Here is a 26,478-nt window from a genome sequence, read left to right as displayed (position 1 = left end):
AGCTGTAGAGAGTGGCGAGCAACCGGTGGACGTGCAGAAGAAGCTCGACGAGATCGTCGCGGCGGTCTCCAGTGCCCGGGCCATGCCCATGTCGGCCTCGTGCGTGGTCAACCGCGCCGACCTGCTCGCCATGCTGGAAGAGGTGCGCGCGGCGCTGCCCGACTCCCTCGCCCAGGCCCAGGAGCTGATCGGCGGCCGGGAACAGATGGTCGAGCAGGCCCGTCAGGAGGCCGAGCGGATCATCCAGGGCGCGCACGCCGAGCGTGGCTCGCTGATCTCCGACACCGAGGTCGCCCGCCGCTCCCAGGCCGAGGCCGACCGGATCCTCGCCGAGGCCCGCAAGGAGGCCGAGGAGATCCGCGCCGAGGCCGATGACTACGTCGACTCCAAGCTCGCCAACTTCGAGGTCGTCCTCACCAAGACCCTCGGCTCCGTCGGCCGCGGCCGCGAGAAGCTCCTCGGCACCGGCCCCGGCCTCGACGACCAGGGCTACGAGGACGAGGACGCCCCCGAGCGCAGCCACGACCCGGAGACCCTGCGCCGCACCGCCGACGAGTACGTGGACGTCAAGCTCGGTGCCTTCGAGGCGGTCCTCGCCAAGACCCTGGAGGCCGTCGGCCGCGGCCGACAGAAACTGCACGGCCGGATCGCCACCGACGACCTCGGCGCCCTGGACACCACGACCGTCCAGCACAGCAGCGACGCCGACTACCTCGCCGACCTGGCGGCCATCGCCGACACCCCGGCCGAACAGCCGCCGGCGGCAGTACCGGCCCAGCCGTCGTACGCCCGGCAGGACGCCTACGCGTATCAGCAGTCGCCGCAGCAGCCGCAGCAGAACGATCCGTACGGCTACCAGCAGCAGTACGCCCAGCAGGACCCGTACGGCTATCAGCAGGCCGATCCGTACGCCGCCTACCCGCAGCAGCCCGCGTACGACCCGAACCAGAGCCACCCCGGTTACCAGCAGCCCCAGTCCCAGGCGCTCGACGAGACCAGCCTCTTCGACACCAGCATGATCAGCGCGGAGCAGCTGCGGGCGTACGAACAGGGCCGCGGCAACGGCTGACGCAGCCGATTGGGCCGTCAGCGAAAGGTCCAGTATCCTGGCTCTTCGGTCGCGTGTGCGCTGTGCTGACTTCGTAGACGCCCGCGATCAACGCTGCCCGGGAACACCGAAGGCGGCATACCTGAAGCTCACAGGATCGAAAGCAGGAATGGCTCTGAACGCCCGCCTCGACCACCGCAACCCTCTCGTGTTCGACACACACGAGCTGGGTCGGCGGCCTGGTGCGCTGCAGCGCCTGACCCGCACGATCGACGCTCCGAAGGACCTCGGTCTCAAGGACGTCATCGGAGTGCCGGAAGGCGCACCGGTGGAGCTCGAACTCCGGCTCGAGTCGGTCATGGAGGGTGTGCTCGTCACAGGCACCGCCCGTGCGCAGGCCGAGGGGGAGTGCGTAAGGTGTCTGGAGCCGGTCGAGCTCGAGCTCGAAGCGGACTTCCAGGAGATGTTCTCGTACCCTGACGCCGATGACCGGGGCCGCGTCAAAGCGGAGCCGGCCGACGACGCCGAGGAAGACGAGGACAGGCTCTTTCTCGAGGACGGCCTGTTCGACCTCGAACCCGTGCTGCGTGATGCGGTGGTGCTCGCACTGCCGATGCAGCCGGTGTGCCGGGAAGACTGCCCTGGCCTGTGCTCCGAGTGCGGAGCGCGGCTGGCGGACGACCCGGACCACCACCACGACGCCGTCGACATCCGTTGGGCGGCATTGCAGGGACTCGCCGGTTCACTCGAAGACGGCGATAAGGACGAGATGAGCGGCGCCGAACCGGGCGTCGACGAGAAGCAGGAGAAGTAGCCGTGGCTGTTCCGAAGCGGAAGATGTCGCGCAGCAACACGCGCCACCGCCGGTCGCAGTGGAAGGCTGCGGTCCCCACCCTGGTTGCGTGCGAGCGCTGCCACGAGCCCAAGCAGCAGCACATCGCGTGCCCGTCGTGCGGCACCTACAACAAGCGCCAGGTCCTCGAGGTCTGAGCGGCTGGTGAGAGGCACTGTGTCCACGCCAAAGAAGCAGGCTTCCCGTGTGAGCGGGAGTGCACCGGCGGACAACCAGGCCTCGTCCCACACGCTTCTGGAAGGGCGGCTCGGCTACAAGGTCGAGTCCGCCCTTCTGGTGCGAGCGCTGACCCACCGTTCCTACGCGTACGAGAACGGCGGTCTGCCGACGAACGAGCGGCTGGAGTTCCTCGGCGACTCCGTCCTCGGTCTCGTCGTCACCGACACGCTGTACCGCACCCACCCCGACCTGCCCGAAGGCCAGCTGGCCAAGCTGCGGGCCGCGGTGGTGAACTCGCGTGCGCTGGCGGATGTGGGGCGGACGCTCGAGCTCGGCTCCTTCATCCGGCTCGGCCGCGGTGAAGAAGGCACGGGAGGCCGGGACAAGGCATCCATCCTCGCCGACACCCTTGAAGCGGTGATCGGCGCGGTCTATCTCGATCAGGGCCTGGACTCGGCGGCGGAGCTGGTGCACCGCCTGTTCGACCCGCTGATCGAGAAGTCCTCCAACCTCGGAGCCGGCCTGGACTGGAAGACCAGTCTCCAGGAGCTCACCGCGACCGAAGGCCTCGGTGTCCCCGAGTACCTGGTCACGGAGACCGGCCCCGACCACGAGAAGACCTTCACTGCTGCCGCCCGCGTCGGAGGCGTCTCGTACGGCACCGGCACCGGCCGCAGCAAGAAGGAGGCGGAGCAGCAGGCAGCGGAGTCCGCCTGGCGGGCCATCCGCGCCGCGGCTGACGAGCGCGCCAAGGCGGCGAAAGCCGCGCAGGCCGCGGCCGCCGAGGCCGCTCAGGCGGCGGCAGCGACCGGGACCGCTTCGGCGGCCACGGCAGTCGAAGCCGACGACTGATCGCCGTCATCCAGCACAGCGCAACCCGAGCGCCCGCCCCGCACCCGGGGGCGGGCGCTCGGCTCATACACCGGTTTGTCACGGGGGATGCCATGCCCGAGTTGCCCGAGGTCGAGGTCGTACGGCGCGGTCTTGAGCGGTGGGTCGCCCACCGGACCGTCGCCGACGCCGAGGTGCTGCACCCACGTGCCGTGCGCCGCCACCTCGCCGGCGCCGACGACTTCGTCCACCGTCTCAAGGGCCACCGGGTCGGCACACCGAGCCGGCGCGGCAAGTACCTGTGGCTGCCTCTGGAGGACACCGACCAGTCGATCCTGGCCCACCTCGGTATGAGCGGCCAGCTGCTGGTCCAGCCGCACACCGCACCCGACGAGAAGCATCTGCGCATCCGCATGCGCTTCGCCGACGACCTCGAGACGGAGCTGCGGTTCGTCGACCAACGCACGTTCGGCGGACTGTCGTTGCACGACACCACCTCCGACGGCCTGCCCGACGTCATCGCGCACATCGCTCGTGATCCGCTCGACCCACTGTTCGACGACGAGGCCTTCCACCAGGCTCTGCGCCGCAAGCGCACCACCATCAAACGGGCCCTGCTGGACCAGTCGTTGATCAGCGGCGTCGGCAACATCTACGCGGACGAGGCCCTCTGGCGTACCCGCCTGCACTACGACCGCCCGACGGCGACCTTCACCCGCCCGCGCACGCACCAACTCCTCGGCCACATCAGGGACGTGATGAACGCGGCCCTCGCGGCGGGCGGCACCAGCTTCGACAGCCTGTACGTCAACATCAACGGCGAGTCGGGCTACTTCGACCGGTCGCTGGACGCGTACGGGCGGGAAGGGCTGCCGTGCAAGCGCTGCGGCACGCCGATGCGCCGGCGCCCGTGGATGAACCGGTCCAGCTACTACTGCCCCAAGTGCCAGCGCCCGCCGCGGGTGGCGCCGTAACCGCTACCGAGGGGCGCGTTCCTCGTCGTAGCGCTCGCGCGCCGCGAGGACGTCGTCCATGCGGCCCTCCACGTAGTGGATGAGGGCCAGCAGACGCTCGGCGACCTCGTGGCCCAGCGGGGTGAGTTCGTAGTCCACGCGGGGCGGGTTGGTCGGCTGGGCCTCGCGGTGCACCAGGCCGTCGCGCTCCAGCGCATGCAGGGTCTGGGACAGCATCTTCTCGCTCACGCCGTCGACCCGGCGGCGCAGCTCGTTGAAGCGGAAGGACCCCTCGTGCAGGGCGCCGAGCGTGAGCGCGCCCCAGCGTCCCGTGACATGCTCCAGCGTGCCGCGCGACGGGCAGGCCTTGGAGAACACGTCGTACGGAAGGTTCTGCTCCGCCGTGCGCTCCTGCGTGGTCGTCATTCCTCAAGCGTACTCGAACGCAGCGCTGACCCATAGATTGCGCTAACCATTGGTTAGTGCACCTGGGTCGCTCCTAGTACCCGAAGTTCTGGGTCCACCACGGGCCGCCGGAGCCGTAGTGCACTCCCACACCCAGCGTCTTGAAGTCGCAGTTCAGGATGTTGGCGCGGTGGCCCGGGCTGTTCATCCAGGCGTCCATCACGGCCTGGGCGTCGGCCTGGCCCCGGGCTATGTTCTCGCCGCCGAGGCTGGTTATCCCGGCCGCCTCCGCCCGGTCCCACGGAGTGGCGCCGCTCGGGTCGGTGTGGTCGAAGAAGCCCTGTGCGGCCATGGCGTCGCTGAAGTCGCCGGCGAGCTCGGCCAGCGCGCTGTTCGCGGCCAGCGGGCTGCAGCCGGCCTTCGCGCGCTCCTCGTTGACGAGCTTGAGCACCTCGGCCTCGGCGGCGGACTCCGCGGAGATCGGCGAGGAGGGGGCGCTGGTCTTCTCGGGCGCCTTCGTGGCCGCTTCGTTCCGGGAGGGCGTCGTCTTGGGCTTCTTCGACGGCGTGGTCTGCGTCGGCTCCTCGGCGGGGGCCTTGCCGACCGGCGGGGCCGACGGCTTCGACGTCGAGGGAGACGGGGAGGGGGAGCTGGAACGCTCGGTGTCCCGGCTCGCCGGCGGAGTGGTGTCGCGGCTCTCGTCGGCGCTGCCGGACGTGCCGCCCTGCTGCGTCTCGGTGTTGGTCGGGATGTCGGTGGTCTGCACCTTGTCCCCGCTGCCCCCGCCGAGGGTGTAGCTGTCACCGCCGGGCAGTACACCCGTGGCGACCGCGACCGTGCCGATCGCGACCGCCGCGGAGACGCCCAGCAGGCCGGTGCGGACCGGCGTCACGCCCTTCTTCTTACGGCGGCGGTGCGAGCCGTCCCGGGGCTCGTCGCCGGGCAGGTACCCGTCGCTCGAGAAGACCGCCGTGTCGGCGGCGCGCTCGTGGTCGTCCGGGGCGAAGAGATAGGCCTCGCTCTTCGTCACGGCCTCGGCGTACGCCTCCGGGTTCAGATACGGAGCGATGCCGGGCGCGGCCTGGCCGCCCCCGTACGAGTGCTGCGGGTTGCGGCCTCCCACGGCTGAGCCATGCGTCTCGTTGACCTCCGTGGCGCGGCCCGTGGCGGCGCGGCCGGCGGCGGAGCGTCGGTGGCGTCCCATGTCCTGGCCTTCCTCGTCCTCGCGGTCGACTCGTCCGTCCGTTCGTCCGCACGGTGCGTCTGCGCGATTCGTCCGTGTGCGATCCGTCCGTGCGGTCAAGCAAACTCACTCGATCGAGTGGGTTTCATATGAGATTCATTGGGGCTGGACGGTACCGCATGGCGCTGGGGGAGGAAGTGTCCCTAGAGACATTGGCCGGTTAGGTTGCACCCATGAGCGAGGATGTGCGGCTGGTCGCCTGGGTGCGAGGACGCGTCCAAGGTGTGGGTTTTCGCTGGTTCACGCGCGCCAAGGCGCTCGAGATCGGCGGCCTGAGTGGTTTTGCTCTCAATTTGGGCGACGGTCGGGTCCAGGTGGTCGCGGAGGGTTCCCGCGAGGGCTGTCAGGGACTGCTCGACTGGCTCCAGGGCGACGACACGCCCGGGCGTGTGGAGGGAGTCACCGAGATCTGGGACACACCCCGCGGCGGCTACGACGGCTTCGCCGTCCGCTGACCCGGCAGGGCCGAAAGAGTGGTGCGGCACCGGCGGGGTATGTCACCGGCATCTGCCCCGAGTGGAAACGACCAGGTGGTTGCCAAGAAGCGCTTGCCGTGGCAGGCTCCACACACAAGGATGATCGCCACGCCTTGAGGGCCCCGCAGGAGTCGTCGCGCCGCCGTTTTCCGGCCGTGCACCCCGGGTTGCTCGCCGATACGGGGCGTGATCGTGTTGACCGTCAAACTTTTTGGTGAGACGCTGAAAGCCCCGCGCACCTTAGCTGTTTGGCATGGATGAACGGCAGCACAACTCCACAGTGCCAAGCGGCCGCGGGTGCGAAATCCCTCACGACCCACACCGCATCGGTCGGTCACTCAGTGTGGAGGACCATCCATCATGGCAAAGGCGCTTCTCGGTTACGTCGGCGGCTCCGACCCTCGACTCCTCGCCGAGATGCGACGGCTCCAGCAGCGCGTCCAGGACCTCGAATCCGAGCTCGTACGGATCCAGGCGGAGAACGACGCGCTGGCGGCTGCCGCTTCTCACCACGACAGGATCATGGAGAGCGTCGACGCACACCAGGCGGAGCCTGCGCTCACCTGATCGCTGCATCGCACAACGACAGCAGTGGTTGGGTTGCCCGTATCAACCGCTAAGTTGTCAGAAGTTGCAAGGGACGCTCCGGCGTCCCTTCTTTCTTTGCCCCGCGCATCCTTTCACCCTGTTTAACGTCTGGTGTGCCCTGCACGTTCAGGGGCGAAACCGCGGGTTCATGGAGTGAGACAACCCCGGGAGGTAGAGTCCAGCGGCGTGCACCTCAAGGCCCTGACCCTCCGTGGGTTCAAATCGTTCGCCTCGGCCACGACGCTCCGGTTCGAGCCGGGCATCACGTGTGTTGTCGGACCGAACGGCTCGGGCAAGTCCAACGTCGTGGACGCGCTCAGCTGGGTCATGGGGGAGCAGGGCGCCAAGTCGCTGCGCGGCGGCAAGATGGAGGACGTCATCTTCGCCGGCACCACCGGGCGCCCGCCGCTCGGCCGCGCCGAGGTGTCGCTGACCATCGACAACTCCGACGGCGCCCTGCCCATCGAGTACGCCGAGGTCACCATCACGCGGATCATGTTCCGCAACGGCGGCAGCGAGTACCAGATCAACGGCGACACCTGCCGACTGCTCGACATCCAGGAGCTGCTCTCCGACTCCGGCATCGGCCGTGAGATGCACGTCATCGTCGGCCAGGGCCAGCTCGACTCCGTGCTGCATGCCGACCCCATGGGCCGCCGCGCCTTCATCGAAGAGGCCGCGGGCGTCCTGAAGCACCGCAAGCGCAAGGAGAAGGCGCTGCGGAAGCTGGACGCGATGCAGGCCAACCTCGCGCGTGTGCAGGACCTGACGGACGAGCTGCGCCGCCAGCTCAAGCCGCTCGGCCGGCAGGCCGCGGTCGCCCGCAGGGCCGCCGTGATCCAGGCCGACCTGAGGGACGCCCGCCTCCGCCTCCTCGCCGACGATCTCGTACGGCTGCGGGAGGCGCTCAAGGCCGAGGTCGCCGACGAGGCCGCGCTCAAACAGCGCAAGGAGGCCGCCGAGCAGGAACTGAGGAAGGCGCTCCAGCGCGAGGCGCTCCTGGAGGACGAGGTACGGCAGCTCACGCCCCGCCTCCAGCGTGCCCAGCAGACCTGGTACGAGCTCTCCCAGCTCGCCGAACGGGTGCGCGGCACCATCTCGCTGGCCGACGCGCGCGTGAAGAGCGCGACCTCCGCCCCGCCCGAGGAGCGGCGCGGCCGCGACCCCGAGGACATGGAACGCGAGGCCCACCGCATCCGCGAGCAGGAGGCCGAGCTCGAGGCGGCCCTGGAGGCGGCGCAGCGGGCACTGGACGACACGGTCGCCCATCGAGCCGAACTGGAGCGCGAACTCGCCTTCGAGGAACGCCGGCTGAAGGACGCGGCCCGCGCCATCGCCGACCGCCGTGAGGGACTGGCCCGGCTGAACGGCCAGGTCGGCGCGGCCCGTTCCCGCGCGGCCTCCGCCCAGGCCGAGATCGACCGCCTCGCCGCCGCCCGCGACGAGGCGCAGGAGCGGGCGTTCGCCGCGCAGGAGGAGTACGAAGCGCTCAAGGCCGAGGTCGACGGCCTCGACGCCGGTGACGCGGAACTGGCCGAGCGGCACGAGGCGGCGAAGCAGCAGCTCGCGCAGGCGGAGGCCGCACTCGCCGCCGCCCGTGAGGCGACCACGGCGGCGGAACGCAGCCGGGCCGCGACGCAGGCCCGCCATGAGGCCCTCGCCATGGGACTGCGCCGCAAGGACGGCACCGGCGCCCTGCTCGACGCGAAGGATCGTCTCACCGGCCTGCTGGGCCCGGCCGCAGAGCTGCTGACGGTGACGCCGGGCCACGAGGTAGCCCTGGCCGCCGCCTTCGGCACAGCAGCCGACGCCATCGCCGTGACGACCCCGGCATCGGCCGCGGACGCCATCCGCCTCCTGCGCAAACAGGACGCGGGCCGCGCGGCCCTGCTGCTGGCGGGAGCACTGGAGGACACGGACGGGGGAGCCCGGCGTGGCGACCGGAGCGCCGACGCGGGGGCATCGGGCGGGGTGGCGCCCGCGGAGCGTGGTGCGGGTGTTTCGGGCGGTGCGAAGTCCGGGGAGCGTGGCGCGGATGCTTCAGGCGGGGCGACGACCGCAGACGCCGGTCCCCGGGCCGGTGACGCCTCGCCCCCGGGCGCCGGTGCTCCTCCCGCCGTATTCGGGGAAGCGCGCCCCGATGGTCCGTCGTATGCCGCTGATCTCGTGCGGGGACCCTCCGCGCTCATGCCCGCGGTGCGGCGGCTGCTGCGGGGGATCGTCGTCGTCGGGACGCTGGAGGACGCCGAGGAGCTCGTGTACGCGCGGCCCGATCTCACCGCCGTCACCGCCGAGGGGGATCTGCTCGGGGCGCACTTCGCTCACGGAGGGTCCGCCGGGGCGCCCAGTCTGCTCGAGGTGCAGGCGTCGGTGGACGAGGCGGCCGCCGAGCTGGACGAGCTGGCCGTGCGGTGCGAGGAGCTGGCCGAGGTGCAGGCCGCGGCCGGCGAGCGGCGCAAGGAGGCCGCCGCGCTCGTCGAGGACCTGGGTGAACGGCGTAGGGCCGCCGACCGCGAGAAGTCGGCGGTGGCACAGCAGCTCGGCCGGCTCGCCGGGCAGGCCCGGGCGGCCGCGGGGGAGGCCGAGCGCGGCGTCGCCGCCGCGGCACGCGCCCAGGAGGCGCTCGACAAGGCGCTGCAGGAGGTCGAGGAGCTCGCCGAACGGCTCGCCGTAGCCGAGGAGATGCCGGTCGAGGAGGAGCCTGACACCTCCGTACGGGACCGGCTCGCCGCCGACGGTGCCAACGCACGGCAGACCGAGATGGAGGCCCGGCTTCAGGTCCGTACGCACGAGGAACGGGTCAAAGGGCTCGCCGGGCGGGCCGACTCACTGGACCGGGCCGCCCGCGCGGAACGCGAGGCACGCGCGCGTGCCGAGCAGCGGCGGGCGCGCCTCAGGCACGAGGCGTCCGTCGCACAAGCCGTCGCCTCCGGCGCGCGCCAGCTCCTCGCGCACGTCGAGGTCTCCCTCGCCCGCGCGGACGAGGAGCGCACCGTTGCCGAGGCGGCCAAGGCACAGCGCGAGCAGGAGCTGGCCGCCGCCCGCACCGAGGGCCGCGACCTCAAGGCCGAGCTCGACAAGCTCACGGATTCCGTGCACCGCGGTGAGGTGCTCGGCGCCGAGAAGCGGCTGCGGATCGAGCAGTTGGAGACCAAGGCGCTGGAGGAGCTGGGCGTGGAGCCGGCGGGGCTGGTCTCCGAGTACGGCCCGCATCAGCTGGTACCGCCCTCGCCGCCCGCCGAGGGCGAGGAGCTGCCGGAGGATCCCGAGCACCCGCGCAACCAGCCGAAGCCGTTCGTCCGGGCGGAGCAGGAGAAGCGGCTGAAGTCGGCCGAGCGGGCGTACCAGCAGCTCGGCAAGGTGAACCCGCTGGCCCTGGAGGAGTTCGCGGCGCTGGAGGAACGGCACAAGTTTCTCAGCGAGCAGCTGGAAGACCTGAAGAAGACGCGTGCCGACCTCCTCCAGGTGGTGAAGGAGGTGGACGAGCGCGTCGAGCAGGTGTTCACCGAGGCCTACCGGGACACGGCCCGGGAGTTCGAGGGCGTCTTCAGCCGGCTGTTCCCGGGCGGCGAGGGCCGGCTCGTGCTGACGGACCCCGACAACATGCTCACCACGGGCGTGGACGTCGAGGCGCGGCCGCCGGGCAAGAAGGTCAAGCGGCTCAGCCTGCTCTCCGGCGGCGAGCGGTCGCTGACGGCCGTGGCGCTGCTGGTGTCGATCTTCAAGGCCCGGCCCAGTCCGTTCTACGTGATGGACGAGGTCGAGGCGGCGCTCGACGACACGAACCTGCAGCGGCTGATCCGGATCATGCAGGAGCTGCAGGAGGCCTCGCAGCTCATCGTCATCACGCACCAGAAGCGGACGATGGAGGTCGCCGACGCGTTGTACGGCGTCTCCATGCAGGGCGACGGTGTGTCGAAGGTCATCAGCCAGCGGCTCCGATAACTGCGTGCGATCTACACCTGTCGCGACCTGCGTCTCCAAATTAGTTCAACTTGTGAACGCAAGCATGGCGTGCCTGCGCAAGAAAGTCACAGCAAGGAACCTATTGACTTCGAAACCTGAAGGCATAGTCTCTGCAACGTTGCTTTTACCTTCAGGTTGAAGGGCTCACCCCCACCGCCCGGCAGCGTTGCCGGTGGCCCGAGGAGTTACCACGTGACCAGCACAGCGCAGGCACCTCAGCAAGGAGCCAAGGCGGCACCCCCCGAACATCTCGGGCACGTCGTCTTCATCACCGCCGCAGCCGCCATGGGTGGCTTCCTCTTCGGCTATGACAGCTCCGTCATCAACGGCGCCAACGGCGGCATCCAGGCTCGCTTCGACCTCAGCTCCGGTGCCACCGGCACCGTCGCCGCCTGCGCCCTGCTGGGCAGCGCCGTCGGTGCCGCCCTCGCCGGCCGGATCGCGGACCGCATCGGCCGCATCCGCGTGATGCAGATCGCGGCGGTGCTGTTCGCCGTGAGCGCCGTCGGCTCCGGCCTTCCGTTCGCCGCGTGGGACCTCGCCGCCTGGCGTGTCCTCGGCGGTATAGCCATCGGTATGGCCTCGGTCATCGGCCCCGCCTACATCGCCGAGGTCGCCCCGCCGGCGTACCGAGGCAGGCTCGCCTCCTTCCAGCAGGCGGCGATCGTCATCGGCATCGCCGTCTCGCAGCTCGTCAACTGGGCCATCCTCAACATGGCCGACGGCGAGGAGCGCGGGGAGATCGCGGGCATCGAGGCCTGGCAGTGGATGCTGGGCGTGATGGTCGTGCCAGCCGTGATCTACGGCCTGCTGTCCTTCGCCATCCCCGAGTCGCCGCGCTTCCTGATCAGCGTGGGCCGGGTCGACGACGCCAAGAAGGTGCTCGCCGACGTCGAGGGCGACATCAACCTGGACGCCCGCGTCGCCGAGATCGACGAGGCCATGCGCGGCGACCACAAGTCGACGTTCCGGGACCTGCTGGGCGGCAGGTTCGGCCTGCTGCCGATCGTCTGGATCGGTATCGGCCTCTCCGTCTTCCAGCAGCTGGTCGGCATCAACGTCATCTTCTACTACTCGAACCTGCTGTGGCAGTCCGTCGGTGTCGACCCGTCGAGCTCGTTCTTCTACTCGTTCGAGACCTCGATCATCAACATCATCGGCACCGTGATCGCGATGATCTTCGTCGACCGCATCGGCCGCAAGCCGCTCGCGCTGATCGGCTCGATCGGTATGGGCATCTCGCTCGCGCTGGCCGCCTGGTCCTTCTCGTACCAGAACGGCAACGACCCGCTGCCGACCGCCCAGGGTGTTGTCGCGCTGATCGCCGCCAACGCGTTCGTGCTGTTCTTCGCCCTGTCCTGGGGTGTGGTCGTCTGGGTCATGCTCGGTGAGGTCTTCCCGAACAAGATCCGTGCCGCGGCGCTCGGTGTGGCCGCCTCGGCCCAGTGGATCGCCAACTGGGTGATCACGATCACCTTCCCGGACCTGGCGGAGTGGAACCTGTCGCTCACCTACGTGATGTACGCGGTGTTCGCCTTCCTCTCCATCCCGTTCATCCTCAAGTTCGTGCCCGAGACCAAGGGCAAGAAGCTGGAGGACATGGGCTGACCCGCCCCGTGAACTCGGGGAGAAGGGCCAAGTCCCCGCTGCCCCTCTCCTCGTACTCGTAAGAGACGTGCTGCCCCGGCTCGCAGATCAGGTGAGCAGGGGCAGTACGTCGTCGCAGAACAGGTGCAGGCTGCGCCAGCCCTCCTCCAGCGGCATCCCGCCCACGAGCGGATGCAGGACGAGGTTGTCGAGCCCCTGCGCCACGCACTCGTCCGGCGTGAGGACCCGGTAGACGCCCTCGGCGCGCAACTCGTCCACTGTCGTCGCCGTCGAACGCACCGCCGAGCGGATGCCGGCCGACTGCCAGGAGGCGTACGTCCGCGCCTCGTGCAGGAAATGCCCTCCGTGCGTCGCCCAGGTCCGGTCGGGGTCCTCGGCGAGGTGCAGGAGAGGGGTCTCGGCGGCGGGCATCATGGTCCAGCCCTCGGTGCCGTACTCGACCAGCCGCTCCTTGTAGTAGGCCTCCAGCTCGGGCAGATGGGCGCTGGGGAAGAAGGGCAGGCCGAGGCGGGCGGCCCGGCGGGCGGCGGCCTTCGAGGAGCCGCCGACCAGCAGCAGGGGGTGCGGATCGGAGTACGGGCGCGGGGTGACCCGTACCGTACGGCCCCGGTACTCGAACTCCTCGCCGGTCCAGGCCTTCAGCACCGTCTCCAGCAGCTCGTCCTGCAGCCGCCCGCGCCGCTGCCACTCCACGTCGAACTGGGCGTACTCCTCCGGCCGGTACCCGATCCCCGCGACGGTCACGAGCCGTCCGCCGCTGAGCAGATCCAGTACGGCGATGTCCTCGGCCAGTCGCAGCGGGTCGTGCAGCGGGCCGATGACCGCCGACACGGTGACCGCGAGGTGCCGGGTGGCGCCGAGGACCGCTCCGGCGAAGGTGAACGGCGAGGGCAGCCAGTTGTTCGCGACGCCGTGGTGCTCCTCCGTCTGCACGGTGGTGATCCCCCGGTCGTCGGCGTACGCGGCCATCTCCAGGGCGGCCCGGTAGCGGGCGTGGAGGGAGGCGGGGGTGGCGCCGGGCTCGACGAGGTTGAAACGGACGACCGTGACGGGCATGGGAAGGTCTCCCTTCACCGGGCGGGTGTGGAGGGGGACAGTAGCTGACGGAGTGTCAGACGGCCAGGGTCGTGCTGATGTGCGCCTGACATGACGACGCCTCTTGGAGGAATGCACAAGATGGGCCCGGCGGACCCTCATGGCTAATACTGGACACGTTATGGAAATCGTCATCCTTGCTGTAGTCATCGCCGTGGTCGTGCTCGGCGCGCTCGGCGGGCTCATCGTCGGCAGCCGGCGCCGTAAGTCGCTGCCCCCGCCGCCCACCACGCCCGACATCACCGCCCCTCCGGCCGAGCCGCACGTCGGCGACGAGGCCGAGACGCCGCGCGACGAACCGCGCCGCACGATCGAGGAGGTGGACCTCCCGGACGGCTCGGCCCCGGTCGCCGTCGAGGAACCGCCCCTTCCCGAACTCGAAATCCCCCTCGTCCCCCCGATCGAGGTCCCCGAGCCCACCGCCGGCCGACTCGTCCGCCTGCGCGCCCGGCTCTCCCGGTCCCAGAACGCCCTCGGCAAGGGGCTGCTCACGCTGCTGTCGCGCGAGCACCTCGACGAGGAGACCTGGGAGGAGATCGAGGACACCCTGATCACCGCCGACGTCGGTGTGCAGCCTACCCAGGAGCTGGTCGAACGACTGCGCGAGCGCGTGAAGGTGCTCGGCACCCGCACCCCCGAGGAGCTGCGCGGCCTGCTGCGTGAGGAGCTGCTCACCCTGATCGGCCCCGACCTCGACCGCGTCGTGAAGACCGAGCCGGAGACCAGCAAGCCCGGCATCGTGATGGTCGTCGGCGTCAACGGCACCGGCAAGACCACCACCACCGGCAAGCTCGCCCGCGTGCTGGTCGCCGACGGGCGCAGTGTCGTCCTGGGCGCCGCCGACACTTTCCGGGCCGCTGCCGCCGACCAGCTCCAGACCTGGGGCGAGCGGGTCGGCGCCCACACCGTGCGCGGGCCGGAGGCCGGCGACCCCGCCTCCGTCGCCTTCGACGCGGTCAAGGAGGGCAAGGAGATCGGCGCCGACGTCGTGCTCATCGACACCGCCGGCCGCCTGCACACCAAGACCGGCCTCATGGACGAGCTCGGCAAGGTCAAGCGCGTCGTCGAGAAGCACGCCCCGCTGGACGAGGTGCTGCTCGTGCTGGACGCGACCACCGGCCAGAACGGTCTCGTACAGGCCCGCGTCTTCGCCGAGGTCGTCGACATCACCGGCATCGTCCTCACCAAGCTGGACGGCACCGCCAAGGGCGGCATCGTCGTCGCCGTACAGCGCGAGCTCGGCGTTCCGGTCAAGCTGGTCGGGCTGGGCGAGGGCGCGGACGATCTGGCGCCGTTCGAGCCGGAGGCGTTCGTTGACGCCCTTATCGGAGAGTGACCACCCGGATATCCACAGGTGGTGCAAGAAGCGCCCGCCCCCAAGGTGCAGCTGGGGGCGGGCGCTTTGCCGTGTACGGCTATGGGCGTGACCGGTGCGCCACGTAAGCCAGCGTCCCCAGCAGCAGCCTCGCCGCCGGTGGCTTCGTGGCCGAGTCCAGGTCGGGCGGGCGCAGCCAGCGGACCGGGCCGAGGCCGGCGCGGTCGGAGGGCGGGGCCGTGATGTAGGTACCGGGGCCCAGGCCGCGCAGGTCGAGGCTCGGGTCGTCCCAGCCCATGCGGTAGAGCAGCGCGGGAAGCTCGGACGCGGAGCCGGGGGCCACCAGGAAATGGGCGCGGCCGTCCGGGGTGGCGGTGACGGGACCGAGGGGGAGGCCCATGCGCTCCAGCCGGACCAGCGAGCGCCGCCCGACCGGCTCGGCGACCTCGATCACGTCGAACGCGCGCCCGACCGGCAACATCACCGCGGCGCCCGGCACCTCGGCCCAGGCCTCGGTCACCGCGTCCAGCGTCGCTCCGGCCGGCACCTCGGACGCGAAGTCCAGCGGATGCGCACCCGGCGCCCGGCACTCGGGGCGGCCGCAGGAGCAGACGCCCGCGGCGGCCCGGGCGCCCGGGGCGACGTCCCAGCCCCACAGCCCGGTGTACTCGGCCACGGCGGTGCACTCCGACGAGCGGCCGCGGCGGCGCGAGCCGGACCGGATGTCGCGGATCCCTCGACTGCTGCCGATCGTGAAGCCCATGCCCCCTCCAACGGGTCCGGCGCACCGGTGGTTACGAGACGGAATCGGAATGTGACTCTGCGTCTCCGCCTTCCCGGTGCCGCGCGAATCCAGTCGGCGCCCGGAAGTGCCCCGGGTGGTGCGTCCGACGGTGCGCGCCCCTGTGTGCAGCGCTGCGCTCACTCCTGTCCGTCCTATGTCAAGTGAATCGTCTGGAGGCGACCGGGAGTTCATTCGAAGGGGTGGCGAATGGTGGCGATTCCGGGATCGCCGTGGCTGGAGCAGTGATCGTAGGATTACTTTGAGTGCACACCATCCGGGGCACATGCGCCGGTGGGTATGCCCGAGGCAAGCCGGTTGCTCGTCCGAAGAGTGAGAACCACCGGACGACGGCCGCATCGACGGGCATTCTGATGGGGCTTGGCGCACTTGGTGACAAGCGGTCTGAGGGATGGGGGCGTTCCAGTGGGCGGCAACGGCGGAAGCGGGATGAACGCTGAGAAGCGCCCGAATGAGCTGTTGGGCTCGTGGTTCGTGCGCAGCGGCTGGTCCAAGGGCGAGCTCGCGCGGCAAGTGAACCGCAGGGCACGCCAGTTGGGGGCCAACCACATCTCCACGGACACCTCGCGGGTGCGCCGCTGGCTGGACGGGGAGAATCCCCGCGAGCCGATCCCCAGGATCCTGTCGGAGCTGTTCTCCGAGCGGTTCGGCTGCGTCGTCTCCATCGAGGACCTCGGTCTGCGCACCGCCCGCCAGGCGCCCTCCGCGACGGGTGTCGACCTGCCCTGGACGGGCCCGCAGACGGTGGCCCTGCTCGGCGAGTTCTCGCGCAGCGACCTGATGCTGGCGCGGCGCGGCTTCCTCGGGACCTCGCTGGCCCTGTCGGCGGGCCCGGCCCTGATCGAGCCGATGCAGCGCTGGCTGGTCCCCGCCCCGTCCGCCCCGCAGCCGGAGCCCGCGTCGGTGCCCGCCAACCGCGCGCGCGGGCGGCTGTCCAGGCCCGAGCTGGACCTGCTGGAGACCACCACGGTGATGTTCCGCCAGTGGGACGCCCAGTGCGGCGGCGGTCTGCGCCGCAAGGCGGTCGTCGGCCAGCTGCACGAGGTGACGGACCTGCTCCAGGAGCCCCAGCCGGAGGCCACCACCCGCAGGCTGTTCAAGGTCGCCGCCGAGCTGGCCGAGCTGGCCGGCTGGATGTCGTACGACGTGGGGCTCCAGCCCACCGCGCAGAAGTACTTCGTGCTCGCCCTGCACGCCGCCAAGGAGGCCGGCGACAAGCCGCTCGGCTCGTACATCCTCTCCAGCATGAGCCGCCAGATGATCCACCTCGGGCGGCCCGAGGACGCCCTGGAGCTGATCCACCTCGCGCAGTACGGCAGCCGGGACTGCGCGAGCCCGCGCACCCAGTCGATGCTGTATGCGATGGAGGCCCGCGCCTACGCCAACATGGGCCAGCCCGGCAAGTGCAAGCGGGCCGTGCGGATGGCCGAGGACACCTTCACCGAGGCCGACGACTGGGACGAGCCGGACCCCGACTGGATCAGTTTCTTCTCCGAGGCCGAGCTGTACGGCGAGAACTCCCACTCCTTCCGCGACCTCGCCTATGTCGCCGGCCGCAGCCCCACCTACGCCTCCCTCGCCGAGCCGCTGATGCGGCGGGCCGTGGAGCTGTTCGCGCAGGACGGCGAGCACCAGCGGTCGTATGCGCTCAACCTCATCGGCATGGCCACCGTGCACCTGCTCCAGCGCGAGCCCGAGCGGAGCGCCGAGTTCGCCGACCGAGCCATGACGGTCGCCAAGAAGGTCCGCTCCGAGCGGGTCAACACTCGTATCCGAAAGACCGTCGACACCGCCGCCCGCGACTTCGGTGATCTCGCCGAGGTCGTGGACCTCACCGACAAGCTCGTCGTCGAGCTTCCGGAGACCGCCGAGGCGGTCTGAGCACCCCGCCGAACCCCTGAACTCCGGCCGCGGCCGGCCCTCCCGAACTGCCCGACTCGGCTCCCCCATGCCAGGTCATCGGAAGGCCGCCCGCGGCCGGGCTGGGTTTGTGCTCGCCTCGTGCGCCTGAACCGGCGCCGCTCTCGCGGAGGTGGCCGGCCGCGGTCGGGGTCGCTCAATGGTGGTCATCGTTGAAGGTTGCGCCACGATAACGATCGGCTCGGCCGCCATCCGGCAGTTCATCAACGCGTAACACGCAGGGCGCCTTCGTCACCGTCGCGAAACAACGAGGGGCTTCCACCGAAACGGCGCTGCGCCAATCTCGTGGCCCATAACCGGCCCATCCCTCATGACAGCTCAAGGCTTCGCCCGCACGGGGCCGTATCCAACGACGAGGAGACGCCGATGGCACCAGCCATCACGCTTGCCGCAGAGCCGGAACTCTCTGCCGCCAACACAGGCTTCATGCTCATCTGTTCCGCCCTGGTGATGCTCATGACTCCGGGCCTGGCCTTCTTCTACGGAGGAATGGTCCGCGTCAAGAGCACCCTGAACATGCTGATGATGAGCTTCATCAGCCTCGGGATCGTCACCATCCTGTGGGTGCTGTACGGCTTCTCCCTCGCCTTCGGCACGGACTCCGGCAGCATCATCGGCTGGAGCTCGGACTACGTCGGCTTCACCGGGATCGGCACCGCAGACCTCTGGAGCGGCTACACCATCCCGGTCTACGTCTTCGCCGTCTTCCAGCTGATGTTCGCGATCATCACGCCCGCCCTGATCAGCGGCGCCCTCGCGGACCGTGTGAAGTTCACGGCGTGGGCGCTGTTCGTCGCCCTGTGGGCCACGGTCGTCTACTTCCCGGTCGCGCACTGGGTCTGGGGCACCGGCGGCTGGGCCTTCGAGCTGGGTGTGATCGACTTCGCCGGCGGTACGGCGGTCCACATCAACGCCGGTGCCGCGGCGCTCGGCGTGATCCTCGTCATCGGCAAGCGGGTCGGCTTCAAGAAGGACCCGATGCGCCCGCACAGCCTGCCGCTGGTCATGCTCGGTGCCGGTCTGCTGTGGTTCGGCTGGTTCGGCTTCAACGCCGGCTCCTGGCTCGGCAACGACGACGGTGTCGGCGCGCTGATGTTCGTCAACACCCAGATCGCCACCGCCGCCGCCATGCTGGCCTGGCTCATCTACGAGAAGCTCCGCCACGGCGCGTTCACCACGCTGGGCGCGGCCTCCGGTGCCGTCGCCGGTCTGGTCGCCATCACCCCGGCCGGTGGCGCGGTCGACCCGCTCGGCGCGATCGCGGTCGGCGCCATCGCCGGTCTGCTGTGCGCCATGGCCGTCGGCCTGAAGTACAAGTTCGGCTACGACGACTCGCTCGACGTGATCGGCGTCCACCTGGTCGGCGGTGTCCTCGGCTCCCTGCTCATCGGCTTCTTCGCCAGCGGCAAGGGCCAGTCCGAGGTCGAGGGCCTCTTCTACGGCGGCGGTCTGGAACAGTTCTGGAAGCAGTGCGCCGGTGTCTTCGCGGTCCTCGCCTACTCGCTGGTCGCCTCTGCGATCCTCGCCTTCCTGATCGACAAGACGATCGGCATGCGGGTCTCCGAGGACGATGAGGTGGCCGGCATCGACCAGGCCGAGCACGCCGAGACCGCATACGACTTCAGCGGTGCCGGTGGTGGCGCCTCCCGCACCGCCTCCGCCCCCGCGCCGGTCGCCGAAGCTGCGAGCAAGAAGGTGGACGCATGAAGCTCATCACCGCCGTCGTCAAGCCCCACCGGCTCGACGAGATCAAGGAGGCCCTCCAGGCCTTCGGAGTACACGGTCTGACGGTCACCGAGGCGAGCGGCTACGGTCGTCAGAGGGGTCACACCGAGGTCTACCGGGGCGCCGAGTACACCGTCGACCTGGTCCCCAAGATCCGTATCGAGGTGCTGGCCGAGGACGACGACGCCGAGCAGCTGATCGACGTCATCGTGAAGGCGGCCCGCACCGGCAAGATCGGTGACGGCAAGGTCTGGTCCCTCCCGGTCGAGACGGCCGTACGGGTCCGGACCGGCGAGCGCGGACCGGACGCGCTCTGACACAGAGGAAGCTCTGACACAGAGGAAGCTCTGACACAGAGGAAGAGGAGTCGCTGGGTGACGAGCACGGGCGTACGGACGGAAGCAGAGGACTCGGGACCCAGCGGCTACGCGGCGGCCCGGCTGCGCCTCCTCACGGAGGGGGCGCAGTCCGGGCCGCCGCGCCGTGCCGCCCTGGCCGAGCTGACGGACGACTGGCTGGCCGGGCTCTTCGACGCCGGAGCCGAAGGACTGCGCGGGGTGTCCCTCGTCGCGGTCGGCGGCTACGGCCATGGTGAGCTGTCCCCGCGCAGCGACCTCGACCTGCTCCTGCTGCACGACGGCGGCGACCCCGCCGCGATCGCGGCCCTTGCCGACCGCATCTGGTACCCGGTCTGGGACCTCGGCCTCGCCCTCGACCACTCCGTCCGTACGCCGGCCGAGGCCCGCAGGACGGCCGGCGAGGACCTCAAGGTCCAGCTCGGCCTGCTGGATGCCCGGCACATCGCCGGCGACCTCGGCGTCACGGCCGGACTCAGGACCGCCGTCCTCGCCGACTGGCGCAACCAGGCCCCCAAACGCCTGCCCGAACTGCAGGAACTGTGCGCCGAACGCGCCGAGCGCCAGGGCGAGCTGCAGTACCTCCTGGAGCCGGATCTGAAAGAGGCTCGCGGTGGGCTGCGCGATGCCACCGCCCTGCGTGCCGTCGCCGCCTCCTGGCTGGCCGACGCCCCGCGCGAGGGCCTCGACGACGCCCGGCGCCGGCTGCTCGACGTCCGGGACGCCCTGCACCTGGCCACCGGGCGCGCGACCGACCGGCTCGCGCTCCAGGAGCAGGACCAGGTCGCCGCCGAGCTCGGCCTCCTCGACGCCGACACGCTGCTGCGGCAGGTGTACGAGGCGGCGCGGGTCATCTCGTACGCCAGTGATGTCACCTGGCGTGAAGTGGGGTGCGTGCTGCGGTCGCGCGCCGTGCGGCCGCGCCTGCGCTCCATGCTGGGCGGTGGGAAGCAGGTCGCCGAGCGCTCTCCGCTGGCCGAAGGGGTGGTGGAGCAGGACGGCGAGGTGGTGCTCGCCCGGGCCGCGCGCCCCGACCGCGACCCCGTGCTCCCGTTGCGCGCCGCGGCCGCTGCCGCTCAGGCCGGTCTGCCGCTCTCCCTGCACGTCGTACGGCGCATGGCGGCCGGAGTGCGCCCGCTGCCCACACCCTGGCCCGCCGAGGCGCGCGAACAGCTTGTGACCCTGCTGGGTTCAGGCCGCCCCACGATCGAGGTCTGGGAGGCCCTGGAGGCCGAGGGCCTGATCACCCGGCTGCTGCCGGACTGGGAGCGGGTCCGCTGCCGGCCGCAGCGCAACGCCGTGCACATCTGGACCGTCGACCGGCATCTCATCGAGACCGCCGTCCGTGCCTCCGAGTTCACCCGCCGGGTCAGCCGCCCCGACCTGCTCCTGGTCGCCGCGCTGCTGCACGACATCGGCAAGGGCTGGCCCGGCGACCACTCGGTGGCCGGCGAGATCATCGCGCGCGACGTGGCCGCCCGTATCGGCTTCGACCGTGCGGACGTGGCCGTCCTCGCCACCCTCGTACGCCATCACCTGCTGCTCATCGAGACCGCGACCCGGCGCGACCTGGAGGATCCGGCCACCGTCCGCTCGGTCGCCGAGGCGGTCGGCACGCAGAGCACGCTGGAGCTGCTGCACGCACTGACCGAGGCCGACGCGCTGGCCACCGGACCGGCCGCCTGGTCGTCCTGGCGCGGCTCGCTCGTCGCCGACCTGGTCAAGCGGGTCGCGGGCGTCCTCGCCGGGGATCCCCTCGACGAACCCGAGGCCGCCGCGCCCACCGCCGAGCAGGAGCGGCTCGCCCTCGAGGCGATCGCGACCGGCAGCCCCGTGCTGGCGCTGCGCGCGCAGACCGAGCCGCCGGCGGAGGAGCAGCCGTCCGGCGATCCGGAGCCGCTCGGCGTGGAGCTGCTCATCGCCGTACCGGACCAGGCGGGCGTGCTGCCCGCGGTGGCCGGTGTCCTCGCCATGCACCGTCTGACGGTCCGCACGGCGGAGCTGCGGGCGCTGGAGCTGCCGGAGGGCGTCGAGGGCTCGGTGCTGCTGCTGGACTGGCGGGTCGCCGCCGAATACGGCTCCCTGCCCCAGGCCGCCCGGCTGCGCGCCGACCTCGTGCGCGCCCTCGACGGCTCCCTGGACATCGCCGCCCGCCTAGCCGAGCGCGACGCCGCCTATCCGCGCCGCCGGGGCGTGGTCGCGCCGCCACCGCGGGTGACGGTCGCCTCGGCCGCGTCCCGCCTCGCCACGGTGATCGAGGTGCGCGCCCAGGACGCGCCGGGACTGCTGTTCCGGATCGGGCGGGCGCTGGAAGACGCCGGCGTACGGGTGCGCAGCGCGCATGTGAGCACGCTGGGCGCCAACGCGGTCGACGCGTTCTATGTCACAGACCCGGAGGGCGCGCCCCTGCCGGGCACGGAGGCGACGGGGGTCGCGCAGAAGCTGGAGGAGGCCCTGCGGGGGTGACCTCGCAGCGTCCGGGCGTTCAGCAGGGTGCAGCGGGTGGGGACGACTTTCTTGCGCGGCCGGATACCCTGGAAGACGCTCACACCTGCCCCCGACTCCGAGGACCGACGCCGCCGTGTTCGATACTCTCTCCGATCGCCTCTCAGCGACCTTCAAGAATCTGCGCGGCAAGGGGCGTTTGAGCGAGGCGGACATCGACGCCACCGCGCGCGAGATCCGCATCGCGCTCCTCGAGGCGGACGTGGCTCTGCCGGTCGTCCGGAGCTTCATCAAGAACGTCAAGGAGCGTGCCCTCGGTGCCGAGGTCTCCAGGGCGCTGAACCCGGCCCAGCAGGTCCTGAAGATCGTGAACGACGAGCTCGTCACGATCCTCGGCGGCGAGACCCGGCGGCTGCGGTTCGCCAAGCAGCCGCCGACCGTGATCATGCTGGCGGGTCTGCAGGGTGCCGGTAAGACCACCCTCGCGGGCAAGCTCGGCCGCTGGCTGAAGGAGCAGGGCCACTCGCCGCTCCTGGTCGCCGCCGACCTCCAGCGCCCGAACGCCGTCAACCAGCTGAGCGTCGTCGCCGAGCGGGCCGAGGTCGCGGTCTTCGCGCCTGAGCCGGGCAACGGCGTCGGTGACCCGATCAAGGTCGCCAAGGACTCCATCGACTTCGCGAAGTCCAAGGTCCACGACATCGTGATCGTGGACACCGCCGGCCGCCTCGGCATCGACGCCGACATGATGCAGCAGGCCGCGGACATCCGGGACGCGGTCTCGCCGGACGAGATCCTCTTCGTCGTCGACGCGATGATCGGTCAGGACGCGGTCAACACCGCCGAGGCCTTCCGGGACGGCGTCGGCTTCGACGGCGTGGTGCTGTCCAAGCTCGACGGTGACGCCCGCGGCGGTGCGGCTCTGTCGATCCGACAGATCACCGGCAAGCCGATCATGTTCGCGTCGAACGGCGAGAAGCTCGACGACTTCGACGCCTTCCACCCGGACCGGATGGCCTCCCGCATCCTCGACATGGGTGACCTGCTCACCCTGATCGAGCAGGCGGAGAAGACGTTCAGCCAGGAAGAGGCCGAGAAGATGGCCTCCAAGCTGGCGTCCAAGAAGGGCCAGGACTTCACCCTGGACGACTTCCTGGCCCAGATGGAGCAGGTCAGGAAGATGGGCAGCATCTCCAAGCTGCTCGGCATGCTGCCCGGTATGGGGCAGATCAAGGACCAGATCAACAACCTCGACGAGCGGGACGTCGACCGCACGGCCGCCATCATCAAGTCGATGACCCCGGGCGAGCGCCAGGACCCGACGATCATCAACGGCTCCCGCCGCGCCCGTATCGCCAAGGGTTCCGGAGTCGACGTCAGCGCGGTGAAGAACCTCGTCGAGCGGTTCTTCGAGGCCCGCAAGATGATGTCCCGCATGGCTCAGGGCGGCGGTATGCCCGGCATGCCGGGGATGCCGGGCATGGGTGGCGGGCCCGGCCGGTCGAAGAAGCAGCCGAAGAAGGCCAAGGGCAAGCAGCGCTCCGGCAACCCGATGAAGCGCAAGCAGCAGGAGCAGGAGGCCGCCGCCCGCCGCGCGGCCGCCGCTCAGAGCGGCAACGCCTTCGGAGTGCCGCAGCAGGGCGGACAGGACTTCGAACTGCCGGACGAGTTCAAGAAGTTCATGGGTTAGTCGGCAGTACCTGGTCCACGACACCGGGGGCACCCTCGATCGCAAGGGTGCCCCCGGTGTCGTATGCGCACATGCCGCAGACGCCCGTGTGGCGTAACGTCCCGATATGACCAACCCTGCGCCACCGCGCAAGTCGCCCGAGCAGCCCTGGCGTACCGAGGGCACGCCCGAGGAACCGCCGAAGCCGCCGTCCGGTGGGCGGCGGATACCCGGCGGCTGGTGGAGCCTCGCCCTCACCGCGCTGGTCCTGTTCGTGCTCGTCAACCTCGCGCTGTCGTTCTTCGGCGACGGGGACGAGCCGACGATCTCGTACACGGAGTTCAGCAGGCAGGTCGACGACGGCAACGTCAGCAAGATCTACTCCAAGGGCGACGCGATCCAGGGCCAGCTGAAGAGGGCCCAGGACAACCCCGAGGGTGACGGGACGTACACGAAGTTCAGGACCCAGCGACCCGAGTTCGCGGACGACCGGCTCTGGGCGGACCTGACCAGGAACAACGTCACCGTCACGGCGGAGCCGGTCGTCCAGCAGCGCAGTCTTCTGGCCAACCTGCTGATCTCGCTGGCGCCGATCCTCCTGCTCGTCGTGCTGTGGATCTTCATCACACGGCGGATGCGGGCGGGCATGGGCGGCGCGGGCGGCATGTTCGGACGCAGGGAGCCGCCCAAGCCCGTCGCGCTGGAGTCGGGGGAGAAGCGCACGACGTTCGCCGACGTGGCGGGCATCGACGAGGTCGCGGGCGAGCTCAACGATGTCGTCGACTTCCTGAAGAACCCCGACGCCTACCGCAGGATGGGCGCCAAGATGCCGCGCGGCGTGCTGCTCGCGGGGCCGCCCGGCACCGGGAAGACGCTGCTCGCGCGGGCGGTGGCCGGGGAAGCGGGCGTGCCGTTCTTCTCCGCGTCGGCCTCCGAGTTCATCGAGATGATCGTGGGCGTGGGAGCCTCCCGCGTACGGGAACTGTTCGCGGAGGCCCGCAAGGTCGCCCCGTCGATCATCTTCATCGACGAGATCGACACCATCGGCCGGGCCCGCGGCGCCGGTGCCGGCATGGGCGGCCATGACGAGCGCGAGCAGACCCTGAACCAGATCCTGACCGAGATGGACGGCTTCTCCGGCTCCGAGGGCGTGATCGTGATCGCCGCGACCAACCGCGCGGACGTCCTGGACCCGGCCCTGACCCGCCCCGGCCGCTTCGACCGGGTGGTGATGGTCGCGCCCCCGGACCGGGGCGGCCGCGAGGCCATCCTCAAGATCCACACCCGCGAGATCCCGCTGGCCCCGGACGTCGACCTCACCCGGGTCGCCCGTACGACCCCGGGAATGACCGGCGCCGAACTGGCCAACCTCGCCAACGAGGCTGCCCTGATCGCGGTCAAGCGAGGGCAGGAGCAGGTGACGCAGACCGACCTCTCGGAAGCGCTGGAGAAGGTCCAACTCGGCGCCGAACGCGCGCTGGTGATGCCCCAGGAGGAACGCCAACGCACCGCCTACCACGAGAGCGGCCACGCCCTGCTGGGCATGCTGCAGCCCGGCGCCGACCCGGTCCGCAAGATCACCATCGTGCCGCGCGGAAGGGCACTCGGCGTGACACTGTCGACGCCCGAGTCGGACAAGTACGCGTACACCGAGGACTATCTGCGCGGCCGCATCATCGGCGCACTCGGCGGCATGGCCGCGGAACATGTCGTCTACGGGGTCATCACCACCGGCTCGGAGAGCGACCTCGAACAGGTCACCAACATCGCCCGCGGAATGGTCGCCCGCTGGGGCATGAGCAGACAGGTCGGCCGACTGTCCGCCCTCCCCAACGACGCCCAGCAGACGTACGGCCTGGCTGCGGCACCGCAGACGCTGGACGTGATCGACGGCGAGATGCGGCGGATCGTCGACGAGTGCTACGAGGAGGCGTGCCGCAAGCTGCGCGACCACCGGCACCAACTCGACGCGCTGGCGGAGGCGTTGCTGGAACGCGAGACGCTGGAGGAGGTGGACGCGTACCTGATCGCCGGGATCTCGCGGCTGACGAAGGGTGACCAGGAGGGGTAGGGGGGCGCCCCGCCCCTCCGCGCACCACCTGCATCTCCCGGGCCCTGTCAGGGGGTTCGGGCGATCAGGTAGCGGAACACGTTCGGCATCCACACCGTGCCGTCCGGCCGCCGGTGCGGGTGCAGGGCCTCGGTCAGCTCCTTGTCGACCTGCTCCTGATCCGTCGCCGCGATCGCCGCGTCGAACAGCCCCGTCGACAGCAGCCCGCGCACCGCGCAGTCCAGGTCGGCATACCCGAAGGGGCACGCCACCCGCCCCGAACCGTCCGGCCGGAGCCCCGCCCGCTGGGCGACCTCCTCCAGGTCGTCGCGCAGGGCCGGACGCCAACTGCCCGCGCTGCGTAGCGGATCCGCCAGCTTGCCCGCCACCCGCAGCACGGACGACGTGGCGCAACGCTCCGGCGGCCCCCAGCCGGCCAGCACCACGGGCGCCCCCCGCTCCGCGAGCGGTACCGCCGCGGCGAGCAGCTCACCGAGCCCCTCCGAGTCTCCCGCCAGACACCCGATGGGCTCGAAGGCGGTCACCAGGGTGTACGCGGGCGTCCCGTCCTCGGGCGCCCCGGGAGCATCGTCGAGGAGCCGGACGCCCGCACGCGCGCGCGTGCCCGGTCCTTCCGGCAGCAGACGCTCGCGCGCGAGGGCCCTTCTCTCGGGGGAGGAGGACTCGACACCGGTGATCGCGGCGCCCCGGGAGGACGCCATCAGCAGCGCCAGCCCGGAACCGCAGCCGAGCCCCAGCAGCCGGGTGCCGGGGCCCACGTCCAGTCGCTCGTAGACCGCCTCGTAGAGCGGTACGAGCATCCGCTCCTGGATTTCCGACCAGTCACGCGCGCGTGCAGCCAGGTCCACGCGGGGCGCAGGTACCGCATGAGGCAGTCGCTGCCGCACGAGCGTAGGTGTCATCGAAAGCGCCCCAATCCGCCGAGAGTTGCTGCTGTACCCGTTTCCGTAGCC

General features: G+C 70.6%; 21 protein-coding genes. 16 read left to right on the top strand and 5 right to left on the bottom strand.

All coding sequences use genetic code 11. The features are described 5' to 3' along the window. Nucleotides 1-25: 25 nt before the first annotated feature. From ACKTSN_RS14060 to mutM, 5 genes are all read left to right on the top strand, one after another. A complete protein-coding gene (locus ACKTSN_RS14060; protein WP_409469444.1) occupies nt 26-1,069 on the top strand; it encodes an ATP synthase F0 subunit B in 1,044 nt (347 codons plus the stop codon). Between the two features lie 148 nt (nt 1,070-1,217). Beyond that, nucleotides 1,218-1,862 (top strand): YceD family protein, encoded by a 645-nt coding sequence (locus ACKTSN_RS14055; RefSeq protein ID WP_129801575.1) that lies wholly within the window; start codon nt 1,218-1,220, stop codon nt 1,860-1,862. 2 nt (nt 1,863-1,864) lie between these two features. Continuing rightward, nucleotides 1,865-2,038, top strand: a complete 174-nt coding sequence (rpmF, locus tag ACKTSN_RS14050) for a 50S ribosomal protein L32 (protein ID WP_003951102.1) — start codon at nt 1,865-1,867, stop codon at nt 2,036-2,038. Nucleotides 2,039-2,045: 7 nt separating this feature from the next. Next, nucleotides 2,046-2,912 (top strand): ribonuclease III, encoded by an 867-nt coding sequence (gene rnc, locus ACKTSN_RS14045; RefSeq protein ID WP_409469443.1) that lies wholly within the window; start codon nt 2,046-2,048, stop codon nt 2,910-2,912. Between the two features lie 92 nt (nt 2,913-3,004). Next, entirely contained in the window at nt 3,005-3,865 is an 861-nt protein-coding gene (gene mutM / locus ACKTSN_RS14040) for a bifunctional DNA-formamidopyrimidine glycosylase/DNA-(apurinic or apyrimidinic site) lyase (RefSeq protein WP_409469442.1), read from the top strand. 3 nt (nt 3,866-3,868) lie between these two features. Here the strand turns inward: mutM and ACKTSN_RS14035 are convergent, their stop codons facing one another. Together ACKTSN_RS14035 and ACKTSN_RS14030 are read right to left on the bottom strand one after the other, a co-directional pair. Beyond that, complete coding sequence (locus tag ACKTSN_RS14035) at nt 3,869-4,270, bottom strand: winged helix-turn-helix transcriptional regulator (protein ID WP_224736855.1); 402 nt, start codon at nt 4,268-4,270, stop codon at nt 3,869-3,871. 73 nt (nt 4,271-4,343) lie between these two features. Further along, nucleotides 4,344-5,453, bottom strand: coding sequence for a CAP domain-containing protein (locus ACKTSN_RS14030; protein ID WP_409469441.1), 1,110 nt, complete (start codon nt 5,451-5,453; stop codon nt 4,344-4,346). 212 nt (nt 5,454-5,665) lie between these two features. Between ACKTSN_RS14030 and ACKTSN_RS14025 the strand changes: the two genes are divergently transcribed. The 4 genes from ACKTSN_RS14025 (at nt 5,666) to ACKTSN_RS14010 (ending at nt 12,130) form a co-directional block, all read left to right on the top strand. Beyond that, complete coding sequence (locus ACKTSN_RS14025) at nt 5,666-5,947, top strand: acylphosphatase (RefSeq protein WP_409469440.1); 282 nt, start codon at nt 5,666-5,668, stop codon at nt 5,945-5,947. A 381-nt stretch (nt 5,948-6,328) separates the two neighbouring features. Continuing rightward, complete coding sequence (locus ACKTSN_RS14020; protein WP_129801581.1) at nt 6,329-6,535, top strand: hypothetical protein; 207 nt, start codon at nt 6,329-6,331, stop codon at nt 6,533-6,535. 207 nt (nt 6,536-6,742) lie between these two features. Continuing rightward, nucleotides 6,743-10,501, top strand: a complete 3,759-nt coding sequence (locus ACKTSN_RS14015; RefSeq protein WP_409469439.1) for an AAA family ATPase — start codon at nt 6,743-6,745, stop codon at nt 10,499-10,501. A gap of 213 nt (nt 10,502-10,714) precedes the next feature. Beyond that, nucleotides 10,715-12,130 (top strand): sugar porter family MFS transporter, encoded by a 1,416-nt coding sequence (locus tag ACKTSN_RS14010; protein ID WP_409469438.1) that lies wholly within the window; start codon nt 10,715-10,717, stop codon nt 12,128-12,130. A gap of 87 nt (nt 12,131-12,217) precedes the next feature. On the opposite strand, the gene ACKTSN_RS14005 is transcribed toward ACKTSN_RS14010, so the two are convergent. Beyond that, a complete protein-coding gene (locus ACKTSN_RS14005) occupies nt 12,218-13,186 on the bottom strand; it encodes an LLM class flavin-dependent oxidoreductase (protein ID WP_409469437.1) in 969 nt (322 codons plus the stop codon). 160 nt (nt 13,187-13,346) lie between these two features. On the opposite strand from ACKTSN_RS14005, the gene ftsY reads away from it, so the two are divergent. Continuing rightward, nucleotides 13,347-14,561 carry a signal recognition particle-docking protein FtsY gene (gene ftsY, locus ACKTSN_RS14000; RefSeq protein ID WP_409469436.1) on the top strand — a complete coding sequence of 405 codons (1,215 nt, stop codon included), beginning with the start codon at nt 13,347-13,349 and terminating at the stop codon, nt 14,559-14,561. Between the two features lie 79 nt (nt 14,562-14,640). Here the strand turns inward: ftsY and ACKTSN_RS13995 are convergent, their stop codons facing one another. After that, nucleotides 14,641-15,303 (bottom strand): bifunctional DNA primase/polymerase, encoded by a 663-nt coding sequence (locus tag ACKTSN_RS13995; protein WP_409469435.1) that lies wholly within the window; start codon nt 15,301-15,303, stop codon nt 14,641-14,643. A 444-nt stretch (nt 15,304-15,747) separates the two neighbouring features. On the opposite strand from ACKTSN_RS13995, the gene nsdA reads away from it, so the two are divergent. From nsdA to ftsH, 6 genes are all read left to right on the top strand, one after another. Beyond that, nucleotides 15,748-17,223: a transcriptional repressor NsdA gene (gene nsdA, locus ACKTSN_RS13990; protein WP_409469434.1), complete on the top strand. Its 1,476-nt coding sequence runs from the start codon at nt 15,748-15,750 to the stop codon at nt 17,221-17,223. A gap of 405 nt (nt 17,224-17,628) precedes the next feature. Next, nucleotides 17,629-18,969: an ammonium transporter gene (locus tag ACKTSN_RS13985; RefSeq protein ID WP_409469433.1), complete on the top strand. Its 1,341-nt coding sequence runs from the start codon at nt 17,629-17,631 to the stop codon at nt 18,967-18,969. Further along, the gene (locus tag ACKTSN_RS13980) at nt 18,966-19,304 is read left to right on the top strand and encodes a P-II family nitrogen regulator (RefSeq protein WP_003997576.1); all 339 of its coding nucleotides are present in this window, start codon (nt 18,966-18,968) and stop codon (nt 19,302-19,304) included. The genes ACKTSN_RS13985 and ACKTSN_RS13980 overlap by 4 nt, the downstream gene beginning before the upstream one ends. Nucleotides 19,305-19,361: 57 nt before the next feature. Then, nucleotides 19,362-21,809: a [protein-PII] uridylyltransferase gene (locus ACKTSN_RS13975; protein WP_409469432.1), complete on the top strand. Its 2,448-nt coding sequence runs from the start codon at nt 19,362-19,364 to the stop codon at nt 21,807-21,809. Between the two features lie 115 nt (nt 21,810-21,924). Then, nucleotides 21,925-23,475 (top strand): signal recognition particle protein, encoded by a 1,551-nt coding sequence (gene ffh, locus ACKTSN_RS13970; RefSeq protein ID WP_409469431.1) that lies wholly within the window; start codon nt 21,925-21,927, stop codon nt 23,473-23,475. A gap of 106 nt (nt 23,476-23,581) precedes the next feature. Next, the gene (gene ftsH, locus ACKTSN_RS13965; protein WP_409469430.1) at nt 23,582-25,525 is read left to right on the top strand and encodes an ATP-dependent zinc metalloprotease FtsH; all 1,944 of its coding nucleotides are present in this window, start codon (nt 23,582-23,584) and stop codon (nt 25,523-25,525) included. A 47-nt stretch (nt 25,526-25,572) separates the two neighbouring features. Here the strand turns inward: ftsH and ACKTSN_RS13960 are convergent, their stop codons facing one another. Then, the gene (locus ACKTSN_RS13960; protein ID WP_409469429.1) at nt 25,573-26,427 is read right to left on the bottom strand and encodes an SAM-dependent methyltransferase; all 855 of its coding nucleotides are present in this window, start codon (nt 26,425-26,427) and stop codon (nt 25,573-25,575) included. Nucleotides 26,428-26,478: the final 51 nt, after the last annotated feature.

Origin of the sequence: Streptomyces flavusporus (assembly GCF_046267975.1) — a bacterium.
Classification (GTDB): domain Bacteria; phylum Actinomycetota; class Actinomycetes; order Streptomycetales; family Streptomycetaceae; genus Streptomyces; species Streptomyces flavusporus.
Note: the sequence above shows the minus strand (reverse complement) of the source record. Positions and strands in the feature narration are given on the sequence as shown.

What these genes read in the sequence shown, in the direction of transcription:
- ftsH (WP_409469430.1), top strand. Translation starts at nt 23,582, where the DNA reads ATGACCAACCCTGCGCCACCGCGCAAGTCGCCCGAGCAGCCCTGGCGT.
- ftsY (WP_409469436.1), top strand. Translation starts at nt 13,347, where the DNA reads ATGGAAATCGTCATCCTTGCTGTAGTCATCGCCGTGGTCGTGCTCGGC.
- ACKTSN_RS13980 (WP_003997576.1), top strand. Translation starts at nt 18,966, where the DNA reads ATGAAGCTCATCACCGCCGTCGTCAAGCCCCACCGGCTCGACGAGATC.
- ACKTSN_RS14055 (WP_129801575.1), top strand. Translation starts at nt 1,218, where the DNA reads ATGGCTCTGAACGCCCGCCTCGACCACCGCAACCCTCTCGTGTTCGAC.
- ACKTSN_RS13995 (WP_409469435.1), bottom strand. Translation starts at nt 15,303, where the DNA reads ATGGGCTTCACGATCGGCAGCAGTCGAGGGATCCGCGACATCCGGTCC.
- ACKTSN_RS14005 (WP_409469437.1), bottom strand. Translation starts at nt 13,186, where the DNA reads ATGCCCGTCACGGTCGTCCGTTTCAACCTCGTCGAGCCCGGCGCCACC.
- ACKTSN_RS14025 (WP_409469440.1), top strand. Translation starts at nt 5,666, where the DNA reads ATGAGCGAGGATGTGCGGCTGGTCGCCTGGGTGCGAGGACGCGTCCAA.
- ACKTSN_RS13985 (WP_409469433.1), top strand. Translation starts at nt 17,629, where the DNA reads ATGGCACCAGCCATCACGCTTGCCGCAGAGCCGGAACTCTCTGCCGCC.
- ACKTSN_RS14020 (WP_129801581.1), top strand. Translation starts at nt 6,329, where the DNA reads ATGGCAAAGGCGCTTCTCGGTTACGTCGGCGGCTCCGACCCTCGACTC.
- ACKTSN_RS14035 (WP_224736855.1), bottom strand. Translation starts at nt 4,270, where the DNA reads ATGACGACCACGCAGGAGCGCACGGCGGAGCAGAACCTTCCGTACGAC.
- ACKTSN_RS14030 (WP_409469441.1), bottom strand. Translation starts at nt 5,453, where the DNA reads ATGGGACGCCACCGACGCTCCGCCGCCGGCCGCGCCGCCACGGGCCGC.
- mutM (WP_409469442.1), top strand. Translation starts at nt 3,005, where the DNA reads ATGCCCGAGTTGCCCGAGGTCGAGGTCGTACGGCGCGGTCTTGAGCGG.
- ACKTSN_RS13960 (WP_409469429.1), bottom strand. Translation starts at nt 26,427, where the DNA reads ATGACACCTACGCTCGTGCGGCAGCGACTGCCTCATGCGGTACCTGCG.